This window comes from uncultured Chitinophaga sp. (genome assembly GCF_937898475.1).
Lineage (GTDB): Bacteria > Bacteroidota > Bacteroidia > Chitinophagales > Chitinophagaceae > Chitinophaga.
This window is the reverse complement of sequence record NZ_CALEJS010000041.1, coordinates 297,358-317,088: the sequence shown is the minus strand read 5'-3', so window position 1 is coordinate 317,088 and position 19,731 is coordinate 297,358. Positions and strand designations below refer to the sequence as shown.

At 46.5% G+C, this 19,731-nt stretch carries 18 protein-coding genes, 1 tRNA gene and 1 pseudogene; 10 read left to right on the top strand and 10 right to left on the bottom strand.

Annotation, left to right across the window (positions count from 1 at the left end):
* Positions 1 to 427: 427 nt before the first annotated feature.
* From Q0577_RS25635 to Q0577_RS25615, 5 genes are all read right to left on the bottom strand, one after another.
* A complete protein-coding gene (locus tag Q0577_RS25635) occupies positions 428 to 1,243 on the bottom strand; it encodes a hypothetical protein (protein WP_298741445.1) in 816 nt (271 codons plus the stop codon).
* A 78-nt stretch (positions 1,244 to 1,321) separates the two neighbouring features.
* Positions 1,322 to 1,882 (bottom strand): hypothetical protein, encoded by a 561-nt coding sequence (locus tag Q0577_RS25630; protein ID WP_298741442.1) that lies wholly within the window; start codon positions 1,880 to 1,882, stop codon positions 1,322 to 1,324.
* A complete protein-coding gene (locus Q0577_RS25625) occupies positions 1,879 to 2,190 on the bottom strand; it encodes an STAS-like domain-containing protein (protein WP_298741441.1) in 312 nt (103 codons plus the stop codon). Before Q0577_RS25625 ends, Q0577_RS25630 begins: the two co-directional genes overlap by 4 nt.
* Positions 2,175 to 3,221, bottom strand: coding sequence for a hypothetical protein (locus Q0577_RS25620; RefSeq protein WP_298741440.1), 1,047 nt, complete (start codon positions 3,219 to 3,221; stop codon positions 2,175 to 2,177). The genes Q0577_RS25625 and Q0577_RS25620 overlap by 16 nt, the downstream gene beginning before the upstream one ends.
* A 602-nt stretch (positions 3,222 to 3,823) precedes the next feature.
* The gene (locus Q0577_RS25615; protein WP_298741438.1) at positions 3,824 to 4,117 is read right to left on the bottom strand and encodes a hypothetical protein; all 294 of its coding nucleotides are present in this window, start codon (positions 4,115 to 4,117) and stop codon (positions 3,824 to 3,826) included.
* 427 nt (positions 4,118 to 4,544) lie between these two features.
* On the opposite strand from Q0577_RS25615, the gene Q0577_RS25610 reads away from it, so the two are divergent.
* Together Q0577_RS25610 and Q0577_RS27285 are read left to right on the top strand one after the other, a co-directional pair.
* Positions 4,545 to 4,745, top strand: coding sequence for a helix-turn-helix transcriptional regulator (locus tag Q0577_RS25610; RefSeq protein WP_298741436.1), 201 nt, complete (start codon positions 4,545 to 4,547; stop codon positions 4,743 to 4,745).
* A 557-nt stretch (positions 4,746 to 5,302) separates the two neighbouring features.
* Positions 5,303 to 6,286: pseudogene (locus Q0577_RS27285) on the top strand (recombinase family protein); the annotation flags it as partial.
* A gap of 529 nt (positions 6,287 to 6,815) precedes the next feature.
* Here the strand turns inward: Q0577_RS27285 and Q0577_RS25605 are convergent.
* The 3 genes from Q0577_RS25605 to Q0577_RS25595 form a co-directional block, all read right to left on the bottom strand.
* Positions 6,816 to 6,891: transfer RNA gene (locus tag Q0577_RS25605), tRNA-Lys, on the bottom strand.
* Between the two features lie 72 nt (positions 6,892 to 6,963).
* Positions 6,964 to 7,758 (bottom strand): MBL fold metallo-hydrolase, encoded by a 795-nt coding sequence (locus tag Q0577_RS25600; protein ID WP_298741434.1) that lies wholly within the window; start codon positions 7,756 to 7,758, stop codon positions 6,964 to 6,966.
* A gap of 25 nt (positions 7,759 to 7,783) precedes the next feature.
* Positions 7,784 to 8,662 carry a LysR substrate-binding domain-containing protein gene (locus Q0577_RS25595; protein ID WP_298741432.1) on the bottom strand — a complete coding sequence of 293 codons (879 nt, stop codon included), beginning with the start codon at positions 8,660 to 8,662 and terminating at the stop codon, positions 7,784 to 7,786.
* Between the two features lie 90 nt (positions 8,663 to 8,752).
* On the opposite strand from Q0577_RS25595, the gene Q0577_RS25590 reads away from it, so the two are divergent.
* The 3 genes from Q0577_RS25590 to Q0577_RS25580 all read left to right on the top strand — a co-directional run bounded on the left by Q0577_RS25590 (position 8,753) and on the right by Q0577_RS25580 (position 11,274).
* Entirely contained in the window at positions 8,753 to 9,166 is a 414-nt protein-coding gene (locus Q0577_RS25590) for a cupin domain-containing protein (protein WP_298741430.1), read from the top strand.
* Between the two features lie 2 nt (positions 9,167 to 9,168).
* Positions 9,169 to 9,549 carry a tautomerase family protein gene (locus Q0577_RS25585; protein ID WP_298741428.1) on the top strand — a complete coding sequence of 127 codons (381 nt, stop codon included), beginning with the start codon at positions 9,169 to 9,171 and terminating at the stop codon, positions 9,547 to 9,549.
* A gap of 213 nt (positions 9,550 to 9,762) precedes the next feature.
* Positions 9,763 to 11,274 (top strand): S8 family serine peptidase, encoded by a 1,512-nt coding sequence (locus Q0577_RS25580; protein ID WP_298741427.1) that lies wholly within the window; start codon positions 9,763 to 9,765, stop codon positions 11,272 to 11,274.
* Between the two features lie 120 nt (positions 11,275 to 11,394).
* Here Q0577_RS25580 and Q0577_RS25575 read toward each other — a convergent pair whose 3' ends face one another.
* Both Q0577_RS25575 and Q0577_RS25570 read right to left on the bottom strand, forming a co-directional pair.
* A complete protein-coding gene (locus Q0577_RS25575) occupies positions 11,395 to 12,090 on the bottom strand; it encodes a DsbA family protein (RefSeq protein ID WP_298741426.1) in 696 nt (231 codons plus the stop codon).
* The gene (locus Q0577_RS25570; protein ID WP_298741425.1) at positions 12,056 to 13,057 is read right to left on the bottom strand and encodes a manganese catalase family protein; all 1,002 of its coding nucleotides are present in this window, start codon (positions 13,055 to 13,057) and stop codon (positions 12,056 to 12,058) included. Before Q0577_RS25570 ends, Q0577_RS25575 begins: the two co-directional genes overlap by 35 nt.
* Before the next feature lie 247 nt (positions 13,058 to 13,304).
* Here Q0577_RS25570 and Q0577_RS25565 point away from each other — a divergent pair, with 247 nt between their 5' ends.
* The 5 genes from Q0577_RS25565 (at position 13,305) to Q0577_RS25545 (ending at position 19,731) form a co-directional block, all read left to right on the top strand.
* Positions 13,305 to 15,587: a hypothetical protein gene (locus Q0577_RS25565; protein WP_298741424.1), complete on the top strand. Its 2,283-nt coding sequence runs from the start codon at positions 13,305 to 13,307 to the stop codon at positions 15,585 to 15,587.
* A gap of 6 nt (positions 15,588 to 15,593) precedes the next feature.
* Positions 15,594 to 16,373 carry an SDR family oxidoreductase gene (locus Q0577_RS25560; RefSeq protein WP_298741423.1) on the top strand — a complete coding sequence of 260 codons (780 nt, stop codon included), beginning with the start codon at positions 15,594 to 15,596 and terminating at the stop codon, positions 16,371 to 16,373.
* Between the two features lie 31 nt (positions 16,374 to 16,404).
* A complete protein-coding gene (locus Q0577_RS25555) occupies positions 16,405 to 16,782 on the top strand; it encodes an SRPBCC domain-containing protein (protein WP_298741422.1) in 378 nt (125 codons plus the stop codon).
* 84 nt (positions 16,783 to 16,866) lie between these two features.
* Complete coding sequence (locus tag Q0577_RS25550) at positions 16,867 to 17,526, top strand: phosphatase PAP2-related protein (RefSeq protein WP_298741421.1); 660 nt, start codon at positions 16,867 to 16,869, stop codon at positions 17,524 to 17,526.
* Positions 17,527 to 17,637: 111 nt separating this feature from the next.
* Entirely contained in the window at positions 17,638 to 19,731 is a 2,094-nt protein-coding gene (locus Q0577_RS25545) for a M48 family metalloprotease (RefSeq protein WP_298741420.1), read from the top strand.

The following is a 19,731-nucleotide window of genomic DNA, read 5'->3' as shown; positions in this document are numbered from 1 at the left end:
CTAAGTTAAAAGCTGGACTTGTTGTTAGAAAGATGGGGTTGGTCGCTGGCTTACGATAGGAGCACGACCGTCTTTGGACATTTCAGACTTTTCCAGCAGGAACAGAATGGAAAGATTTTCACTAACACGCATTGCATCAAAAATTTTTAAGTGAACAAATGATGCCCTAAAAAATTTCACAACTTTCCGAGGGTAGGTAAATATACGGTGCCGGGATACCCACCCGCGTACCTACCCGAATAGTTTGATGCAGTTTGAATTATTTTGAACTACTTATTTGTGAAAACCCTTGCTGGGAGTGAAGTTTAAACAAAAAAAGCTACGCTTTGCGTAGCCTTTCGTGATCCCTATGGGACAAAACTCGAACCGGTTTATAACAGATTTGAAGCAACTGGCGCTTTGAATTGTTGCCAGCCTCATCATCTTCTTAGAAAAGTGTCTTTATTAGCTTATTAACACCATTTATTAAATCTTCTATTTGCTCTTTGGTTGGGTCTGTGCCTGTAGAATGATCACATAGGTTACGAATATCACCTAAAAATTGAATAGTACGCCATTGTGGCACTTCTACAATATTGTTTTGCTTTAATAGTTCATTCAAGTTGTTAATTGTGGCATTTCCCCTACTTAACGTCAAATTATGATTTTCACATACTTGTTTCAGATGTTTTTCCAACACTACTCCAGCAATTGCACCAGCCGCTCTAATAAAATTCTTTTTCTGCAGTTCTTTAGCCGTTTCCAATTCGGTGTCAAACAAATCCGCCTGCACTAGCTGCTTGATATCGAAAAGAGAGCTCTCAAATCTTCTTTCTACTGATATTAAAATATTCAATTGTTGCGCAAATTGCGGAAGCGCCGCTTGAGTTCCTACAACTTCCACTGTTCCTCCAGCTCTAGTAACACGAAGGTTTTGAAGGTAGTCTTCTATTACATAATTGCCCCATTCTATTTCCTTTCTTGTTTTGGGCTTCTCATAAAGTTTTGTGAAATCAGTCAATCTATCAGGTAACAATAATTTAATTAGGACCTTGGCTTCAGAATACCAAATCTGGTATTTGTCATGAAAGACAGGGATCTTTTTAAGTTCCTCTTTATATTTTCTTCCAAAGTGATCTTTGAGTTGTTTTTGTACCTCGGTCGGATAACATTGAAGCTTCATTGCCGTATCAAGCAAACGACCATCGGAAATCAGTTTCCTGAGGTCTTCTCGGTATTTTTCAAGATTTGATATTATTAACACCTAATGAGACAGTTTTAAATTGAACAGTTATAATCTCATTTGCAAACATTACAATAAGAGTAAGATAAAAAACCGAATTTATAGTTTATTAATATGTATTATAGAACGGTAAAGTATCGAATTTATGTTATTTAGTTTTTGCTCTACCTGTGATTTAATTCGAAAAGTGATTAGAATTTGGTTGTTAACGGGGCTAATACCAGTAATAAGATTTCTTAAATCCGTAAATTCCACTCTTAGCATCCTATTGTCTATCTTATGCGAGAAACTAGATATTAAGCAAATGTCTTCAAAGTGTTTTATAATTTGATTTATTTCTTTAAACATAGTTTTGGCTTCCTCAAAATCAAAATATCCAGTAGTACTATTAGCCTTAATTTTTTTAAATTCAGATTTAAGCTCTTTAATCTCAGATATCAAAAAGTCCTTCTCACTTCTTTCAATGGAAATTTGGCTTTGGATGGATTTTGCTATATAGATGCCGATAAGTGAAGTGACTATTAATATTACTAAGTCAGTTACCTCAATTGTAGAATCCATTGCGAAGAAAGCCCAATTGCATGCTACAACTCCGAAAACGGTTCCAAGAGCAACAAGCAGTAGATATTTAAGATATTGGTATAGGGTTGTATGCCTCATTTTACTGAAGAAATATAGTTTTCTATCTCATTGACCCAGTCTGGTTCTTCATTTGAGATTATTATAATATTACTTAGCACTTCTTTTGATCCATATTCTTTTGCCAATCGTGTAAAAGCCTCATCTAAAAAAGATGTTGCATATCCTTCAGTTCCATCTAATATGATCGTAAGCTTTTCTCTTTTTTCAAGGGCCTCCCTAAATTTTTTCCCAAGGATCTTGTCATAAAACTCCTCTCCCGAGTCCGGGCCATCCTTGTAATACCGTGCACCTGGCGTCATGCTGAAATCCTTTATTTTAATTTCCATAGCTTACAACTTTGATCAAGTTCCCAATAATAAAATGTTCCTGAAAAGCCTTCCTCCAATATACTTGCCTGTTTATTCTCAAAGTCTAGAATGACATTATTTGAAATAACTTTAAGTCTTTTTATTACGTTTTCTTCTAAATTCCTTTTAATCACTGGCAATCCTTTGCCTCGATTAGTTAGTCTTGTTCTAGAACCGAATGTGCCATTAAAGGCTTCAATTATAAGATCTCGGTCGTCAATATTATCAAAAAGTTTCAATATTTTATCCCTAAAGCGAATTTTAATTGTACTAAGAATACCTTTCCCATTATCCACAAAGCAAAATCTTACCTTGTTTTCGCTTTCAATGTGATCTACCGAAAAATACCATCCTTTTTGATGACTTCTACGAAGATACGCATGATTTACAGTATTGGCCATCAATTCAATCAACATTCCCTGCAATTTTGGGTTTCTATAATCTTCTCCCCAGACAGTCTTCATTGCACCATGTATTAATTTGGCAGTTTCCTTGGCATGAGTCTGATCTTTACCCCGATGAAGAATTGCATTTCTAGAGTTTCCATTTTCCTTCTTAATCTTAGCTTTAAAGTATCTTAGAAAACCAGAACGTTCCAAAAAATTTCGGGCATGTTCATCGTTGGGATAGCATCCAGACACATTAATATTTTGATCTTGTAAGCCCCCAATTATGGATAGCAAAATAGTTATTGCTCCATTACCAATATTCGTTACCTCTTGGAAATCAAAATAAACAAATTTACTCCTTTTGTAATCTAATGATTTACAAAAGTTTAGGAATTTTAGTGCCTCTACATGGTTAGAGATGAGAGAGAAATCATTAGGAACTTTTATAATGTTTTTATTGATACTATATTGGCTGGCGTTACCCCGAATACGTCTATATTTATCTTTTTTCTTGCTATTCTTTTCTCTATTCCTTAAGCTCTCCCATACTCGTCTTCTTCTAGTCCGAAAAGCAGCTTTCCTCTCTGCTATTTTTTGCCGTCTAATAAAATGTTTGTCCAAGCAATTTTTATTTTGGTTGAATTATTTCATAGTTTTCTTTGACAGTATAATATCAAGTAATTCGGGGAATTATTTTGAAAAATTGTGCTTGAAGATTACACCTGTTAATAACGCAGATTATAATTTTTGCGTAAAAACCATTGAGAGCGAATTTAATATTTTTCCAATTCACCGCGGAATTGTTGTTATTTTTTACTCTAGGGCAAACTATAAAAAAGCCAGATAGACACCCAGTTTTATTTTGCCCACAATACTAGAGGCAATTTTCAGTACCGGCTAACTGGGGCTTCGGAGCAGTTATAACTTAAAAAAAACTATTTTTTTACCTGGTGTCTGACAGCGATACACATTGCCGGGCATACAAGGAAATGCTCGGACAGATCACATTAATAAATCAACGTTACAAGCACCAGGTTAAAATACTACCGGACGGCTACCGCACTTCCTTTCACCTTTTGCGTGTCGGCTTTTTTGGGGGCGCTGCCGCCGCGCCCCCTTCCCCCGGCGTGGGGTTCCAAACAATGAAAAAAACCGGGTCGGAAACCCGGTCTTATCTCTCGCGCTATGGTTTTAAGCAGAGCCAGTACCCTTCGAATCAGTAACTAGCTCTCAACCGTTTCCCCTGAATACCTTTGGCAATCATTCCATGCCTCGGCCATCACTTCATAAAATACACTGACCACCTTATCCTTTTCAGCATTGCTCAATAAGGGAAAAGTATTGCGTTTGGTTTTACTACCTGGAAGCCTCTCTTTCATTTTCCGGTAATAAGTAGGTATGCTCCATTGGCATTCTTCAGCCACTTTAGACCGGAAATAAATAGGCAGCGCCGTAAGTTTCAAGTGGAGTTCCTTTAATAGTTCGTTTGGAGTGGCATAATCTACTGTCTTCGTCATATAGCTAAATTTTGGTTCTGGTAAGACAATAGTAAGCCCTGTAGCTGCGCATAAAAAAGGCGCAGGCATCAGCTTACCGGTTTTGGAGGCCCTGGGAGGCCTGTGGACGCGATAAGTGAGCCCACGCCAAAGCATGGGCAATTCACTCATCCTCTCGTCCACTTTGAAAATTTCCCAGGTTTCCAAAACGAGAAAAAAGTAAATGCGCTAATATGTTGACCTATGCGGTAGGGTTAGTTTTACTACCTTTCCGCAAAGAAAATTCATTTTCTCATACTTATCAATTCAGAACAAAGATAAACATATGAATACTATAAACAAAAATATTTAGGCACTATTTACACATATTACATCATTATATACACTTATTGAGGCAATAAATAACTCTGAACCAATCTACTATATTTGATCCATAGTAAACCCTGCAATGGCTAAAAAGAATTATAATCGTATAAAAGTTGTCCTGGTAGAAAAGGGAATGACCAACATTGAGCTGGCTAAAAAACTAGATAAGAACCAGCAAACGATCTCTCGCTGGTGCACCAACGATTCTCAGCCCAGCGTTGAAACCCTTTTCCAGATTGCCCAGGTTTTAGGCGTAAAAGCCAAAGATCTCTTAAATGATTGATCTAGCTTCCCTCTTCTTCCTAGGTCTGCTAATAATACTTTTTAAACAATTTCGATGCCCTCAATCTGCGACTTTGGAGCAGTTGTAGGTTAAGAAACGGCAGTTTCTTAACCCCGGTGTGTCACACCGGTACACCTTGCCGGGCACACGAAGTAAGTGCCCCATCAATCACATTTAAAAAATCGCCCTTGAAAAGCCAGATGTTAAAGTAATACTGCCCGTATACTTTAAGCGCTTAGTTCCGACCATTGTTTGAAACCCCACGCCGGGGGCTTGGGGCGCGGCGACAGCGCCCCAAAGACCAAATGAGATATTAACTTTTTGTCCTACTATGAAAATCTACCCTCTGATCCATCGTATATTTGCATTCATCCCATTAGCATAGGGGTTTGTGTTGTTGATGTCTAAATGAGACAATGCTATGGAAATGATCAAACCAAAAACCGTCGTAGAGATGCTACGACAGGAAGGCCTGCAAGTCACGTTAGAGGAGGCCGCGCAGATTATCTTATTAGTCTACACATTAGCGGAGATCGCTGTTATCCAAATTTTGCAAAATGAGAATAGCTGATTTGTACATCAGAGTAAGTACCGACGAGCAGGCCGACAAAGGATATTCACAAAGGAACCAGGAAGAAGTCCTACGTCGGTATTGTGATCTGAATGGTATTCAGGTGCGCAAAGCCGTGTATGAAGATCACTCGGCAAAGACCTTTAACCGCCCTGCATGGTCAAAACTGTTACTGGAGCTACGCAAGCATAAAGGTAAAACCGATCTGTTATTGTTCACCAAATGGGACAGGTTCAGCCGTAATGCAGGCGATGCTTACCAGATGATAAACCTCCTGGGTAAGCTCGGGGTTAATCCGCAGGCAATAGAACAACCGCTCGATATGTCCATCCCTGAAAGCAAAATCATGCTGGCGGTGTATCTGGCCACTCCGGAAGTGGAGAACGACCGGCGGGCCTTAAATGTCTTTCACGGTATGCGGAAGGCAAAGAAGGAAGGCCGCTGGATGGGTACGGCTCCCATCGGTTACCAAAACCGAGTACAGGAGAACGGTAGGAAATACATCGCACCTAAAGAACCGGAGGCCAGTATCATGCAATGGGTATTCCAGGAGATTGCAGCTGCCCGGTTTAACACAGAGCAGATATGGAAAACAGCTAAGCTAAAAGGCTTGAATTGCAGTAAGAATAATTTTTGGGTAGCTATTCGTAACCCGGTTTATTGTGGCAAAATTCATATCCCTAAATACAAGGACGAAGAAAGCCGCTTTGTACAGGGCTTACATGCAGGCATCATATCGGAAGCATTGTTCTATGAAGTACAGGAAGTATTGGACGGTCGAAAGAAGAAACAACGCACCAAAACAGTGGTAGATGACATGCTGCCGCTACGCGGCTTTCTGATCTGCCCGAGCTGTGGACGAATGTTAACCGGTAGTGCTTCTAAGGGCAGGCACCAACATTACTATTACTACCATTGCACTTCATCGTGTGGAAAGAGGTATAAAGCAGATGTAGCAAACGATCTCTTTGTAACGGAAATCAAGAAGTACGTACCTCACCCGGTTATAAAGGATTTATATAAAACCGCTGTCCGGCATGTATTCAAAGCCCTTGCAAAGGACAACAATACAGAAAAAAAGCAGCTCCTAACCGCAATAGAGGCGTTATCTGACCAGATTACAGAAGCACGACGACTGTTATTCTCGAAAGAAATTGAGCCAACAGACTACCGGGAAAGCAAAGCCTATTACGAGAAACAGATCATGGAGCTGGAAGCAAAACTTTCCGGCTTGCCTACAAATTACTTTCAGAATATCGACCTGCTGTTAGACAAGGCGCTGGAAAACCTTTGCCAGTTGGATAAATTATATGAAAATGGAAACATGGAACAAAAGCGGAAAATCATCGGTTCGATATTTCCTGAAAAACTAATTTTTGACGGAGAACATTATCGAACCGCAAGAGTTAACGAAGCTGTGCGTGTATTATTCGCCATAGACGAGGCTTTCCGCCAAAAAGAAAATGGGACAAATCTTTGTTTAGAAGACTTATCCCATCTGGTGATCCCGCTGGGACTCGAACCCAGGACCCATACATTAAAAGTGTATTGCTCTACCAACTGAGCTACGGAATCAATCCCGTTTTTTCGTTTTCGGGAGTGCAAAGATAGGAATTAATTTTTTTCTTCCAAATAATATTGAAAAAATTAAAACAAAGTCAGCGGAGCGGTAACACCTCCTCCTATCACATACACAGGCGTCTCCGCCGTTCTGCCCGCTACCACTACTTCTACACCTGCCGCATGCTCCGTAAAAAGTGCATGCACCAGGTCGGGATGATTGTTCTCCGCAGAAAGATGCGATAGCAACAGGTGGCTCATAAATGGCGGACGATAAGCCTTGAATAACTCCAGCGCCTGGTGGTTAGATAAATGTCCCTTGCCACCGCGTATCCGGTTCTTCAGGTACCAGGGGTACCGGCCTTGCTCCAGCAGCTGCTCATCGTAATTTGTTTCCAGGAAGGCGGCATGGCACAGTTGAAAATGCTGGATCACATGTTCGCAGGCAATGCCGATGTCTGTGAAGACCCCGATATTTACCCGTCCATTGCCCACAATAAAGCTGTGCGGTTCCGAGGCGTCATGATGTTTCGGAAAAGCGGTTACACACAGGTCGCCGATCTGTACCGGCTCATAAGCCTTAAAGGAAACCACCTGTTCTGCATGCAGGGGTAGCCCGCCGCTGCGTAAAGTAGCTTCGGTGATATATACCGGCAGTTTATATTTTTTCGCAATAACGGGGATCCCTTTGATGTGGTCCGTATGCTCATGGGACACAAAAATGGCTTTAACCCGGAGCATTGACAATCCCAGGCGCCGCATCCGTTTTTCTGTTTCACGGCAGGAGATCCCTGCATCCACCAGCACTGCTTCCCTGTCATTCCCGATGTAATAACAATTGCCGTTGCTGCCCGAATTTAATGATGTAATAGATAGTGACATGTCAATTGCAAAGAAACCGGTTTTTTTATTTTTTCCGGAGATTATTGATCTGTTCTTTTATGGTACTTACCAGAATATCTGTCAGACGGGTAAGGGCGGGAGAGGGCGCCTGTTTCCGTTGCAGCAGATAAAAGTGAAATACCGGCAGCGCCGGGAGGCCGCTGTTGGTGTGCAATATCCGGCAGCCGGCTGGTACGCCTATGGCCGTACGCAGGGTAATACCTAACCCCGCCTGGGCGGCGGCCCAGAGGCCGGAAAGACTGGGACTTGTCAGCACCACCCGCCAGGGACGTTGTACCTGTTCCAGGGCTTCCAGTCCTGCCTGTCTTACAATACAGGGTGCTTCAAACAGCAGGAGGGGCAGGGGATGCTGCTGCTCCAGTGGCGTCTGCCCTCCAATCCAGCGTAAGGGCAGTTTCCCGATGGGGATCGCATCCGGCGGTAGTTGCTGCCCCATACTCACGATCACATCCAGCTTGCCGCTTTGCAACTGCTGCTGCAGTACTGCCTGGCGGTCAATTACGATGGTGATCTGCACATCCGGGTACACAGCGCCAAAACGGGCAAGTATCAGGGGTAGCTCGCTTTCGGCAAAATCGGCCGGCAGACCCAGACTTACCTGTCCTTCCAGCCGGGTGTCGTGGAGAGCTTGTACTGCCCGATCGTTGATCTCCAGCAGCTGCCGTGCATACCCCAGCAGCAGTTCACCGGTTGGGGTCAGCTGCCATCCGCGGCCCTGTTTGAGGAACAAGGCCCGGCCGGTCATCTCTTCTAATCGTTGCATCTGCAGGCTCACCGCCGATTGCGAACGCGCTACCCGGTCTGCCGCTTTGGCGAAACTGTCCATATCCACCGCCAGTACAAAGGTACGCAGCAGATCCAGGTCCATCAGATCACTCGTCATAGTTTAGTTTTATTAAAGTGTAGGATCAGATGTTTCAATACTGCAAATGTATTGAATTGAAATAATTTTGTGCAGCTTAAACGAAGTATCATGAAAAACGTTCTCCAATGGCTCCTGGTAATACTGCCTTTATTCTATGGCAGCAGCTTAACTGCACAAAACAATTCCATTAGCCGAAAAACATTATTGCAGCAACAGCTGCCACCAACCAGCGTGGAAGAAGTGCGTATCGATGAGATCACCTGCGCACCGGGACAGGGAGCGCCGGACCATTATCACCCGGGCGAGGTGTACGGCTATGTAGTGGAAGGGCAGATAATTTACAAGGTATATGGCGGGGAGCCGGTATTGCTAAATCCCGGCGATAGTTTCAGGGAAGCAGCCGGCCGGCGGATCGAGGTATTCAAAAATGCGCTGGCAGATAAGCCCAGTAAATTCATCGCTATCTATCTCGCAAAGAAAGGACAGCCGCTCATCGTATTAACCAGCAATAAAAATCAGTAACCATGCCTTTTGTTAAGATCAACCTGGCCCAACACCTGACAGATGCAGTAAAGAAAGAGATCTCCCTGGCGGTACACGAAAGCCTCATGGAGCATTTCAACATCCCGCCTGATGACTATTTCCAGGTGATTCATGAAATACGCCCGGCAGATCTGCTATACCCCGAAAGCTATCTCAACATCCCTCATACTGGTAGTATGGTGTATATCGAGATCACCGCGCGGTATGGACGGACGGTAGCAATGAAGAAAGCGCTCTATCACGCCATTGCTGAACGCATCGCGGCACGCACACTTATTTCTGCGAACGATGTATTCATTGTGCTCACCGAAGTAACGGGAGAGAACTGGTCAATGGGCGGGGGCTTTGCACAAATGGCATAGGCAAACCTGTTAACCGCTGTAATACGCGCTGCTCCTGGCATGCGCGTATTAACTTTTTTATGCCCCCCGGTGTTTCCTTTGATTATTTCAAATAAATTAAGTACATTCAATCACCCTATTGGTATCTGTCAAAAGTTTTATCAATCAACGTATCGCAAGCAGTCTGTTAATTTCCCGGTTTCAATCTTGTTAATCATTTTAAAAAGAGTCTTTATGAGAAAAAATCCACTATTGCCCCTCTTACCCCTTATGCTGCTGATCTTTGCAGCCTCCTGTAAGAAAGACCTTAATATTGTCAATGGTTCATTGAACAAGGACACCAAGCATCAAGACCGCGGTTTTCTCATCATCGCAAAAGAAGGTGCAAAGCTGTCAGGCATTGAAGATGGTCTGAAAGCAATAGGCGCCCGCAACTTTGTTTTGAGGAATGCAAATCAGCAACTGGGCCTGATAAGCGTGCAAACTCCAGACCCCTCTTTCCCTGAAAAGGCCAGGAAGATTGACGGTGTACAGTCTGTAGTAGTAGACCTTGTAATGAACTGGCGCCTGCCCGAGAAGATCTACAAATCAGGTGAATACTATAAAGCCGGCGCGCCTGCCAACCCGTCCAGGTCAAAGACTGCCAAAGCGGTGCCTATTCCCGGTAACCCGCTTTCTTTCCTGCAGTGGAACCTGCATTCCGTAAAAGCGCCCGAAGCCTGGGCCAAAGGCTACCGGGGCAACGGTGCTACCGTTGCAGTGCTGGACGGCGGCTTCCTGCTGAATGATCCTGAAATATCTCCCAACATCATCGGCTCTCATAGCTTTATTGAAGGTGAAGAAGTACAGTATCACGGCTTCGAAGGTTTCAGCCATGGCACCCATGTTGCCGGTACCATTGCTGCGCTGGACGATGAGTTTGGCGTAGTAGGCGCAGCGCCTCAAACCAAACTTTTGCTGGTGAAAGTATTGTCAGACGCCGGAACCGGCCCATGGAGCAGTATTATCGATGGGATCTTCTATGCCGTAAGCCACCGGGCTAATGTCATCAACATGAGCCTTGGCGGAGAACTGCCCCGCAAAACCTTCACAGACGATAATGGTACGCCCAACGATCCTTCTGATGATTATACCGTGGAGTATGATCGTGATGTAAGGGATCTTGTGCTTGCACTCAACAGGGCTACGCTCTGGGCAAACCTCAATGGTGTGACCGTGATAGCCGCCGCTGGTAATGACGGTTACGACTACGACCATGAAAAACGCTTCATCACTTATCCGGCTGCCTGTCTGGGTGTAATATGTATTGCTTCCAATGGTCCGCTGGGCTGGGGCATTAACCAGGACACTTCCCTGTATGTGCCTTCCTACACTTTCAGCAACCATGGCAAAAACTTTGTATCCTACGGCGCCCCGGGTGGTAACTATAGCATCCCGCTCAACACTACGATCGTAAATGTAGGCGGTATTGTACGTCCCGAGTATGTGTTTGACTTTGTATTCAATATTGGCGGCTGGGACGAATTCACCGGATCCTTCTTCTACGTATGGTCTGTTGGTACCAGCATGGCAGCGCCCCACGCCAGCGCTACCGCAGCAATGATCTATGGAAAATATAAACGCCTCGCCAACCCGCTGCTGGTAGAGCTGATCCTGAGAAGAAGCTCTACAGATTTGGGCCCCGGCGGCAGGGATGCCTACTTTGGCAACGGCCAGATCAATGCCGCCAAAGCTGTCAGCTACTAACGCATTAAGACGCTTGCAATAACGTTATTAAATCTGAAGGTTTGAATGTTTAAAAGTTTGAAAGGCTGCTTCCACTGCCAGACACCTTCAAACTTTTAAACGCTCAAACCTTCAAACTTTTTACATCTGTGAAATCACGTCTTTCAAAACTTCAAAAGGACGATACCCCGTGATCACTACACGGCGTTCGCCCTGTTTTACTACCAGGGTGGGTAGGCGGTTAATGTTTCGGTAGCTTACTTCCTGCAGATCCTGTTTCAACAGCTGCATGGCCTGTTCGCTGCCAAGGTCTGCTTCAAACTGCTTTAGATCCAGGCACCCGGGATGCTCCGCGGTTAACGCAGCAGCGGTTTCCAGCAACACCGCCTTTTTTGCAATGTTCTTTCCATCTTTCATAATGGCAGCTCTCAATGCATAGAGGTATAAGTGCGCGGCCTGCTCAGATTGCATGCCGGCGCATTTAACAGCCAGGCAGGCAGGGTAGGAGGAAGCCGGCGGATCAAGGAACCAGATACGGTCGTTCATCGGTTGCCCGGATACCTGGCTGGCCTGCATCCACAGTGGCCCCATCTGTACCGGCTTGCTGACGGCATTCATGGTATCATGATAGGCGCGCCACTCTGCCAGTAAACCGCCCATGCAATACCTCCATGAAATACGTCCCTGGTACTCCTGCAGCAACTGCTGCCAGGCTGGCTCAAAGGCCCAGCTCCAACAGCAAAGCGGGTCTGTATAGTAAACTACTTCCAGTTGCCCGCTTTGCACTTGACTGGCCTGTTTCTTATTTACCTTTTGTTTTACGGGTGCTTCTTGCATGTGTTCTTTTTGTATCATCTGCGTGCTCTGCGGCAGACATGCTCCAGTGCTGCTCGCCAATAGGCACGGCCATATTGATCTCGTTGCTTCTTTCTTCACTTAGCTGCTGATCCAGCTCTGCTACGCCCTGTAATGTTCTTTCTGTACCCTCTGGTTGCTGCGTCATCAGCCCGTTAGTTTCCAGTACATGTTTTACCGGATCTTCAATATACTGCCAGTTTTCACCCAGCATGCTGCTTTCTCCTTCATTCCACGGACCGCGGATCGCAGAACCGTTAGACATGTTGAAGTACAGGTTGCTGTAACGCGGATCGCTTTGCAGTACGCCCGGAGGGAAGTTGGGCTGGATCGTGTCAAGCGCTGCCTGGAACATCTGGAAATGCGCCACTTCACGCGTCATCAGGAAATTCAGTGTTTCCTTTACATCAGGGTCATCGGTAAACTGCAGCAGGTATTCATAGGTGATCTTGGCCCTCGACTCTGCAGCAATATCAGAGCGCAGGTCTGTGGTCAGATCGCCGTTGCAGTCACCATTGATGTAGGCTGCCGTCCAGGGAACACCCTGGCTGTTGGTAATAGCCGGGCCACCACCTGTAGAGGTCAGGATCTGCGGGGCAATCATCGCCTGGTGAATGAAGTTTTCTTTTGCAGCTTTGCCATTCAGCAATTGCATGATCTCTGAATTTTCTGCCGCATTCTTCAGGTCGCCGTTAATGCCTTGCAGTAACATCTGGATGGTAGCGCCAACGATCTCCAGGTGACTGAATTCTTCCGTAGCGATATCCATCAGCAGATCGTACTTATCCGGAAACGGATGACGTGCTGCAAATGCTTGTGTGAAATAACGCATAGCTGCCGCCAGTTCGCCATTTGCACCGCCGAACTGTTCCAGCAGCAAGGTGGCAAATGCAGGGTCGGGCTTTGAAACCCGTGCATTGAACTGTAATTCTTTTACGTGATAGAACATAAAAAATGGTTTTGATGGGCAATTGAATAAAAACTGATGATGATCAAAAAGCGGTCCATGCCATAGGTGCAGAGCAGGGTGTGGCAGTGGCCGAGATAAAACTACGCTGCTATGTAGAGATATCTCTACTCCCGACAGCTGTGCAATGCGCATTCTGTGTCGCAGATAAATGATTATCCGGACTGGCATCCTTTTTACTGCACATATCTTACAATATGCAATACCCTATTATACTTATATAACTTTTATGAAGAAGGAAACAGGAGTGTCTCCCTGGTTCACTGCGGTCAGGGCAACTTTTTCGGCTAATGGACAGGCCCCGGTCTTCCAGCGGAAAATTGCAGGCTTCAGTTATTACGCATATAATACCGGAAATGGATGCTGGGTGATCATCACCTGGCCCAACGGCAATCGTATCGCTGTAAGAACGGCCTTTGTACCGGAAGGTGGATTAAAACTGAAGCAGATGAAGGAGCAGGATAACGAAGTACAGCTTTCATTCAGCTCCATCATCGGCATTTACCAGGTAAAAGTGCGGTTCCCGTCGGCAGACAAGCCGCTGCTGCGCTGCACTACTACCTTAACGCCGGGCGAAATGCTCACCATTCCTTTCTGGCCACGCGACCTGGTAGTGCTGGGAAAGGAGGGAGACAGCGCGCTGCCGCAGGGTGAAGTGCAGTTGCAGCAGGAAGGCCCCCGCTCCGGTGTGTTATATGCAAGCTTAAAAAAACCACGATCAGGTGCTTTTCTCTACCTGCAAAATCTCACCGCGCTCAGCGATTATTGTGAGCAGACAAACACCTCCGTAGCAGACTCGGTTGGCGGCACCTGGCCGGAGCTTGGTTTCGCATTGCCACCCTCCCCGGAAAAACCGCTGGAAGCAGGCAAGGAATATACTATCTCAGATGTTTTTTTACTATGCGATACGACCGTTCCTGCAAACGAGCTGGAGGCAGCCAGGCAGTTCATAACACTGCTGGCGGATGTATATGTGCATTTCCCGCAACCTGCTACAAAATATCAACCCTGGCTGGAGATAATAGACAAAACATTGAATGATCTGCAATACAGCCCCGGTTGCTGGACGCAGGCACAAGGTAAACCCTATCTTAATGCCTACGTGTGCGACTATGCTACGCCGCCTGAGATCATGGTGCAACTGGCGGTATTACTACCTATGATGGAATATGAGCGATGGAGCAATAGCGAAATACCTATGATCAGCTATATCAAACAGGGCCTGCCGGCTTTCTATGATGAACGGATCAATTGTATAGCGCGCTGGTTGCCGGCTGTGGAAACTAAGCTGAACGGACAGGAAGAACATAAAAAGCCGCGTGTGATGGACTCCTGGTACCTGCATCACCCTTTGCTGAATCTTTCACGAATGGCGCTGGCGGGAGATAAGATGGCGAAAAAACTCTTTCTTGACTCCATGGAGTATGTGATAAAAGTGGCCCGTCATTTTAAATACCAATGGCCGGTGTTCTACAACCTGGACACGCTGGAAGTAATAAAGGAAGAAACAGCGCCAGGCAAAGGCGGAGAGAAAGATGTACCCGGGCTGTATGCGCATGTGATGCTGCAGGCCTATGATCTTACAGGCGAAAAACGCTACCTGGATGAGGCAAAGAAGGCTGCCAAAGCCCTGCAGGGAACCGGCTTTACCCTGTTCTACCAGGCTAACAATACGGCCTTTTCCGCAGGCGCCATGCTGCGCTTGTGGAAGCTTACAAAGAATAAATTTCATTTGGACCTGAGTTACCTGTGCCTGGCAAATGTTTTTAAACATTTCTGGCTGTGGGATTGCAACTACGGTTATGGTAAGCATTATCCAACTTTCTTTGCGCTGTTTCCACTGGCCGGTGCGCCTTACACGGCCGTATACGAGGAACAGGAAGGGTTTGCGGCTTTCCATGATTACCTCCATCATGCAGAAGGGGGGGATCTGCTGCCCGGCGCGGTGTTGCTGATGACGGAATTTATCAGGCACATTCTCAACAAGGGCGTCTACTATTATCCGCCTTTGCTGCCAAAGGAGATCCTGACAGAACAGCCAAAGACCGGCGAACTGGATCCCAACCTCTGGATACCACTGGAAGATATGTATGACGGATGGAAGCAGCCAGGCCAGGTGGGTCAGGAAGTATATGGCGCCGGGCTGGCGTTCGGCATTGTTCCACGCCACTATCACGCCGTACCGGGACATTTTATGATGTTCATAGATTACCCGGTCACCGGTTTTTCCGTTAAGAAAGATAACACCGTCCATTTTTCGGTCATAGGGAATGAGATGGGCCGTTGCCGCATGGTGCTCCTGCCTCAGGAAGATAAGCCGCTCCCGGCTTTTTCCGTAACGGGTGGACAGACGGCCATAGAAGGACGGCAGCATCCCGATGGGTATATGGAATACGAGCTTGCCGGTGGAGAGAACGTAATCATACAATGGGGAGAAAAAACAGCCCGCCGTAAAGCAACGAACAAAACAATAACACGTAAAAAGCAGGCTATTACTGACGATCTAAAATAACAACGCATGACATCATCCTACAGAACTGCCGAAGCGCCGGTGTATGAACCGGTAGATGTGAATGGAAAAACAGTGCTCATTACCGGCGGTACTACAGGTATCGGCCGTGCCACTGCATTATTACTGGCCGCCCGTGGCGCAAGGGTACTGATCTTTGGCCGCCATGAACAGGAGCTGGAAGATACCCTGCAATCCTGCAGGCAGGAAAACGGGCAGGCAGAGATACACGGACTGACAGCAGACAGCGCCCGGAAGGAAGATCTGGAGAAAGTGTTTGCAGCGGTAGACAGCCGGCTTGGGGGGCTGGATATCCTCATTAACAACGCAGCACTGGCTTACCAGAGTATTATGGACGGTAAGTATGAAGACTGGCAATATATCGTAAACACCAACCTGCTGGGTTACATGGCCTGTGCGCACGAGGCAGTGCAGCGCATGAAGGCCGCTGGCGGCGGCCATATTGTGAACATCGGCTCCATGAGTGCAGACGTAAGGGAAAAGAACAGCTCCGTGTACGTGGCTACCAAAGCAGCTATCCAGGGCTTTTCAGAAGCGCTGCGCAAGGAGGTGAATGAGCTGGGCATTAAAGTAACACTGATAGAACCGGGAGCAGTAGGCACCGATATGCAGGCCGCAACTCCGCCAGATCAGCAGCGCGAAAAAGCGGAGAAGATGGAAATGCTCACCGCAGAAGATATTGCCGCCTGTGTACTCTATACTATCTCCCAGCCAGCCCGCTGCGATGTAGTCAATGTACAGATACGGCCGCACCTGCAGGTGATATAATGCCCATTAATTTGAATACCTTTGCCGGATCATGAAGGATTTTAAGAAACACTTTACGATCCCCGCACCTCCGGAAGAGGTATATGCGGCGCTGACCAACCCTGCCACCATACAGTTATGGTCCGGCGAACCCGCCGAGATGTCCACCACTCCCGGTGAGGAATTCTCGCTCTGGGAAGGCAGCATCGCGGGTCGTAACCTTGAATTTGAAGAAGGCAGGAAGATCGTGCAGGAATGGTATTTCGGCGACCAGGAAACGCCCTCCATTGTCACCATTATCCTGCATCCCGATAAAAAAGGCACATCTGCAGAACTTAAACATACCAACATTCCCGAAGAAGCCTACCAGGATATGGTAGCCGGCTGGCAGGAAGCCTATTTTGGCGCCCTGATCGATTTCTATGCCTGATGCCTGTACCTTTTATCCTTAACAATTTGTTTATATAACATATTTATATTAAAATTACGCTTCATAAGTTAGATTTAGACACTGATGAGTGTGCACACATTAAAGAGAAACTGGCAGCTTTCCTGGGAAAATGCCGGTTTTAAGCTGAAGCTGATAGCAGGGATGACCATACTGGTGTCGATTTTCCTCATGCTGCCCAGCTTCTTCCTGTACATTGAGAACCGCGACGGCACTGTTTTAAACGACTGGGTATTAGCCGCCATTCCTGCGAAGGATGTTTCTGTCCCCATCATGATCCTGATCTGGGGGATGATCTTCCTGTTCACCATAAGGATGATCGCCAAACCACAACTGTTCCTGCGATTCCTGATCGCCTATGTGCTGATCACCGCTACCCGCTGCCTTACCATTTACCTGGTGCCGCTGGGGCCTCCCCTGAACATGATCGGGATGACTGACCCGCTGACAGACATATTTTACGGCGGGCATGCCATCAGTAAAGACCTCTTTTATTCCGGCCATACTTCCCTGCTGTTCCTGATCTATCTCTGTGTCGAAAAGAAGGTGGATAAGTACCTGGCTGGTTGCTGCACCCTGGCTGTAGGCATCCTGCTGCTGGTGCAGCACGTGCATTATACTACGGATGTTGTTTTTGCTCCACTGTTCTCTACCATTGCCTTTCAGCTGGGAAAGAAATGGGCGGAATGCAAAACAACCACCTCGCCCGGGGAGCCCGTTATCTGATGATTGTTATAAACTTACCAGGACCGCCTTTTGTTGCAAAAGGCGGTTTTTTATTATTACAATTTATTTTATTATGTTGTGCCCTTATACCAAACACCCATTGTACCCGTCATGAGTGACTATTTATACCCGCTACCGCCCGAACGTATCTATGCTGAGAAGATAATGCCTTCACCGGCGTTCAGAAAACAAGTGACCAAGGTTATTATTGCCATCCTGCTTTTCCTGCTAACTTATATTGCGCTGCTCCTGGTAGCAGTGGGCCTTGCCATCGGCTGCTGTTACGCAGGTGTCTGGATTGTAATACATCTTCCAAAACTGATCACGCTGATCTTTGGCGGGGGATTAATCGCCGTTGGCATTTCCGTGTTGTACTTCCTGGTGAAATTTGTTTTTGCCGTGTCAAAGGATGATAATCCCGGCAGGATTGAGATCACGGAAGCAGAACAGCCCCGGCTCTTTGCATTTATCCGCCGGCTTACAACTGACACCAATACACCATTTCCTAAAAAGATCTTCCTCTCGCCGGATGTGAATGCCTGTGTATTCTATCATTCCAGCTTCTGGAGTATGTTCCTGCCCGTGCGCAAGAACCTGGAAATAGGACTTGGACTGGTGAACAGCATCAACATCAGCGAGTTTAAAGCGGTGATGGCCCACGAATTTGGCCATTTCAGCCAGCGCAGTATGAAGCTGGGCAGCTTTACCTATAATACCAACCGTATTATCTATAACATGCTGTATGATAACCAGGGCTATGCAGCTTTTATCCAGGCATGGGCAGATATTCACAGCTACCTCGCATTATTTGCGGGTATTACCGTCAGGATCGCACAAGGCATCCAGTGGATACTGAAAGGAATGTATAAGCTGATCAACAAAAGCTATATGGCCCTTAGCCGGGAAATGGAGTTCCATGCAGATGTTATCGCCGCCAGCGTGGCAGGTGGTAATAACCTGGTAACAGCCCTTAGCAGGGTAGAAGTGGCGGGCGGATGTTATTCTTCTGCCATCAACACCGCTAACGACTGGCTGAAGGAAAACAAAGTGGCCAGGAACATTTTCCGCAACCAGCTGACGGTTTTCCGCGCTATGGCGGATGATTATGAGCTGCCCCTGAAAGATGGCTTACCGGAAATATCCTACCAGTTTATCCGCTCCTTCTCACGTTCACGCATCAACTACCGCGATCAGTGGGCCAGCCATCCTACACTGGAGGAAAGAAAGCTGAACCTGGACCAGGCGGCTATGGACGCCCTTCCGGATGCTACCAGCGCATGGACCCTGTTCGATAATGCGGAAGCCCTGCAGGAACAAATGACGGAAAGGTTGTACCGCTCCGTAAAATTCGAAGCCGATATTCATCATTACGACGCGCAGGAGTTCGATACCTGGCATGCCTCCCAGCAGGACACCTACCAGCTGCCCATGGCTTATAAAGGATTTTATACCGGCAGGTATATCAATGCCACCAGCTGGAACCTGGACGAAGTGGTGAAAACGCCGGTGCCCGATAGTATTGAAGCTTTGTTCAATGAAGACAACCGTCAGCTGCAATCCGGCATCACCAATAATGAAAGAGATATGGAGATCCTGCAGGCTATCCGTGATAAGCAGATAGACGTCAGCAGTTTTGATTTCGATGGGGTAAAGTACACCCGCAGTGATTGTGATGCCATCATCAACCAGCTGAGCGCGGAGATCACTCAATTAAAAGAGCGCCAGGAACTGGCAGATAAACAGGCTTTCGCCTTTTTCTACCATCATGCCGGCGAGCAAAAAGATGCTGTGATGAACTATTACAACAGGTTTCAGGCAACCAGCACCCGTTACGATACTTACCTGCAGATCATCAATAAAATATACCGCACACTGGACCTCTTCTACCAGGGAGGGCTTACGCTTGACCAGGTGCAGGACGCCGTGAGCAACCTGCGCAACAATGAAGAGTGGGAACTGAAAAGAGCCATGCAGGGGCTGATCAGCGACCAGCTGATCTCTCCGGAAACTACCGGCGAGCTGCACCAGCGGATACAGGCGTTTATAGATAGCCGTTATACCTATTTTAAAGACGAAACTTTCCAGAATGATGAACTGAACACCCTGTACGAATTAGCCGGTAAGGTAGGCCAGGCGCTGAACGCCGTGCGCTTCACCCATTACAAGGCATTGCTGCTGGGACAACTGGACGCTTATGAAAAGTAA

What these genes read in the sequence shown, in the direction of transcription:
- Q0577_RS25590 (WP_298741430.1), top strand. Translation starts at nt 8,753, where the DNA reads ATGAAAAACGTTCTCCAATGGCTCCTGGTAATACTGCCTTTATTCTAT.
- Q0577_RS25610 (WP_298741436.1), top strand. Translation starts at nt 4,545, where the DNA reads ATGGCTAAAAAGAATTATAATCGTATAAAAGTTGTCCTGGTAGAAAAG.
- Q0577_RS25600 (WP_298741434.1), bottom strand. Translation starts at nt 7,758, where the DNA reads ATGTCACTATCTATTACATCATTAAATTCGGGCAGCAACGGCAATTGT.
- Q0577_RS25570 (WP_298741425.1), bottom strand. Translation starts at nt 13,057, where the DNA reads ATGTTCTATCACGTAAAAGAATTACAGTTCAATGCACGGGTTTCAAAG.
- Q0577_RS25545 (WP_298741420.1), top strand. Translation starts at nt 17,638, where the DNA reads ATGAGTGACTATTTATACCCGCTACCGCCCGAACGTATCTATGCTGAG.
- Q0577_RS25580 (WP_298741427.1), top strand. Translation starts at nt 9,763, where the DNA reads ATGAGAAAAAATCCACTATTGCCCCTCTTACCCCTTATGCTGCTGATC.
- Q0577_RS25565 (WP_298741424.1), top strand. Translation starts at nt 13,305, where the DNA reads ATGAAGAAGGAAACAGGAGTGTCTCCCTGGTTCACTGCGGTCAGGGCA.
- Q0577_RS25615 (WP_298741438.1), bottom strand. Translation starts at nt 4,117, where the DNA reads ATGACGAAGACAGTAGATTATGCCACTCCAAACGAACTATTAAAGGAA.
- Q0577_RS25595 (WP_298741432.1), bottom strand. Translation starts at nt 8,662, where the DNA reads ATGACGAGTGATCTGATGGACCTGGATCTGCTGCGTACCTTTGTACTG.
- Q0577_RS25560 (WP_298741423.1), top strand. Translation starts at nt 15,594, where the DNA reads ATGACATCATCCTACAGAACTGCCGAAGCGCCGGTGTATGAACCGGTA.
- Q0577_RS25575 (WP_298741426.1), bottom strand. Translation starts at nt 12,090, where the DNA reads ATGCAAGAAGCACCCGTAAAACAAAAGGTAAATAAGAAACAGGCCAGT.
- Q0577_RS25625 (WP_298741441.1), bottom strand. Translation starts at nt 2,190, where the DNA reads ATGGAAATTAAAATAAAGGATTTCAGCATGACGCCAGGTGCACGGTAT.
- Q0577_RS25550 (WP_298741421.1), top strand. Translation starts at nt 16,867, where the DNA reads ATGAGTGTGCACACATTAAAGAGAAACTGGCAGCTTTCCTGGGAAAAT.
- Q0577_RS25585 (WP_298741428.1), top strand. Translation starts at nt 9,169, where the DNA reads ATGCCTTTTGTTAAGATCAACCTGGCCCAACACCTGACAGATGCAGTA.
- Q0577_RS25630 (WP_298741442.1), bottom strand. Translation starts at nt 1,882, where the DNA reads ATGAGGCATACAACCCTATACCAATATCTTAAATATCTACTGCTTGTT.
- Q0577_RS25555 (WP_298741422.1), top strand. Translation starts at nt 16,405, where the DNA reads ATGAAGGATTTTAAGAAACACTTTACGATCCCCGCACCTCCGGAAGAG.